This window comes from Corallococcus llansteffanensis, assembly GCF_003612055.1.
GTDB lineage: Bacteria > Myxococcota > Myxococcia > Myxococcales > Myxococcaceae > Corallococcus > Corallococcus llansteffanensis.
On record NZ_RAWB01000893.1, the window covers coordinates 1 to 2,450 of the forward strand.

Sequence of the window (2,450 nt, forward strand, 5' to 3'; positions counted from 1 at the left end):
GAGCGACAGGACGGCGGCGAGCATCAGGACGCTGCGGAACATGGCGGACCTCTTCTACGGAAGCCGCGGACCTCGCGGATGCATGCGATACGCGACACCCGCCGGAACGGTTACAGCCCCGTCCCATTCCCAGGTGTTCACCCCGCGTCATCCGAGGGCCGTCCACCGTCCACCGCTTCACGCAACGCGCTCTCAGGGGCAGCCTGCAGCTTGACGCCGCCCGGGTCAATCTGGACGCCCAGGCGGTCTAACAAACTTCCCAAGTCTGAGAAAGCCGGAACTGAAAGCTGGTGGGCGAGCAGCGCGTCGAAGAGGGGTTGTCCCGCGACGGCGTCCACGGCGGCGCCGAAGCCCGCGAGCGAGGACGTGGGGCCGCGCGTGGCGAGCAGCTCCAGCACGTCGTCCAGGCGCCGCTGGCCGTGCGTCACGCGCCGCAGCTCCACGTCCAGGTGCAGCGCGAAGAGGGCGCCGGTCCAGTAGACGCCCAGCCAGTTGCCCTCATGCGCGACGACCTCCGCCATGGTGCGCGAGCCCGCGGCGGAGCGGCCGCGCGCGAAGCCCTCCGTCAGCTCCTTCCATGCGCTCTGGGCCGTCTGGCGTCCGGAGCGGGCGCGGGCGACCTCCGTGTAGTAGGTGGCCAGCCCCTCGGTGAGCCACGCCACGCGCGGCATCAGCGTGGGGTGCGCCAGGTGCAGCATCTCGTGGAGGGCGACCCAGTCGCTGGTGAAGGACGCGGCGGTGGCGTCCTGGCCCACGAGGATGGAGATGCTGGGGGGTGAGCTCCACTGGACCATGCCGAAGAGGGCGGGCGAGTCCTCTGCCGGCACGGGCACGACGCGCACGGTGATGCGAGGGTGCGGGAACGTCTTGCGCACGGTGCCCACCTCGCGCGCGGCCTGCGCGAGCCAGGCGCACACCTCCGCGTCCGTCAGGTGCGTGAAGTGGCCCAGGAGCGCGACCTCCAGGACGGAGGCGCCGACGCGCGCCTCGCATCGCCGGCCGCCGAAGCCGTGGAAGCCCGAGTCCACGAGGTCCTCGCCGCGCAGGTGGTACACGCCCGCGTCGTCCGCGCGCCAGGGCAGGAGCGCGTCCGTGCCGGACACGGTGAACTCCACGCGCAGGTCGGGTGACACCGTGCGCGGGCGCAGCAGGTAGGCCTTGCCGGCCACGTGCCACGCGTCTTCCTCCCCCACGCCGGAGAAGAACGAGCGATGGCCGCCCTTCGAGGGGGACTCCAGCGGGTAGCGGTAGCGCACGAAGCGCGTCCCGGAGGGCACGTGCACCGCGCCGTCATGCACGCGCAGCGAGCGCGCGGAGCCGTCCTCGCGCCAGGCCCACACCGCGTCCACGCGCTCGGGTTCGCGGAAGAGGAAGTCGCGAGGGGACGAAGGCAGCAGGACGATCTCCACGTCCAGTCCCCGCGTGGGCTCGCGCGTGTACGTGACGTTGTAGCGGAGCGCCGCCACCTCCCGCCGGGGCAGCGAAGGGCGCGCGGTGGCGCAGGCGCCCAGGGTGAGCGCGAGGAGGAGGAGCACCGCGCGAGGCACCACCGTCTTCAAGCCATCCACGCGGCACCGCCTCTCACTGCCCGAGGTCCGGACCCGAGGACCCCACGGCGTACCCCATGCCGTCCAGCAAGGAGTATCAACGCAGGGCGACGAGCGTCGGAAGGTGGGCGCGGCACGGGCGCGACTCCCAGCCTGGGCGAGGCCTTTCCTTCAACGGGCCTGCTTCTTCCGCGCGGCGCGGGCGCGACGCGCGGGCGCGGCTCCCGGCTCCGACACCGGTGCACTGGCGCGCTTTGCCCGGGGCCGTTCGCCCGTCTTCCTCGCGGGTCGGGAGCGAGGAACAGCCGCCTCCCCTGCTTCCGTCACCGGCGCTCCGGCGAGCAGCAGGGCCCGGGCCGCGTCGAGGATCTCCGCCGACACGGCCTGCGAGCCCGTGGCCCGCGCGAGCGTCATCGCGCCGAAGCACAGCGCCACCGTCGCCAGCATCTGCTGCCGGGGCGTCGCGCCCTCGCGGGCCGGAAGCTGGCCCTTCGCCGCGTCCACCAGCTCCTCCAGCCCCTCGCCGAAGGAGGCCTGGACCTCCGGCGGCGCGCGCGTCAGGTCCGACAGCAGCGACGGCATCATGCAGCCCGTCTGCCCGGTGTCCCGGTTGTAGAGGCCCAGGTAGCGGCGCGCGAAGTGGTCCAGGAACGCGGGTCCCCGAAGGTCCTCCAGCCCCGACAGCCAGCGCACCTTGCGCTCGTCCATGAACGCGCGCAGCGACTCCGCGAGCAGGGCCTCCTTGGAGGCGAAGTGGGCGTAGAAGCCGCCCACCGTCAGGCCCGCGGCGCGCATCACCCGCTCCACGCTCGCACCGCTGAAGCCCTCCGCGCGGAACAGCTTCTCCGCGGCCGCCAGGATGCGCGCGTGCGTGGCCTGCTTGTGCTCGGCGGTGTAGCGCAT

General features: G+C 73.0%; 2 protein-coding genes. Both read right to left on the reverse strand.

The window, feature by feature from the left end:
- Positions 1 to 137: 137 nt before the first annotated feature.
- Positions 138 to 1,568: a M61 metallopeptidase family protein gene (locus D7V93_RS41760; protein WP_244237826.1), complete on the reverse strand. Its 1,431-nt coding sequence runs from the start codon at positions 1,566 to 1,568 to the stop codon at positions 138 to 140.
- Between the two features lie 150 nt (positions 1,569 to 1,718).
- Positions 1,719 to 2,450: TetR/AcrR family transcriptional regulator (locus D7V93_RS41765; RefSeq protein ID WP_120648530.1), on the reverse strand; the 732-nt coding region annotated here is incomplete at its 5' end.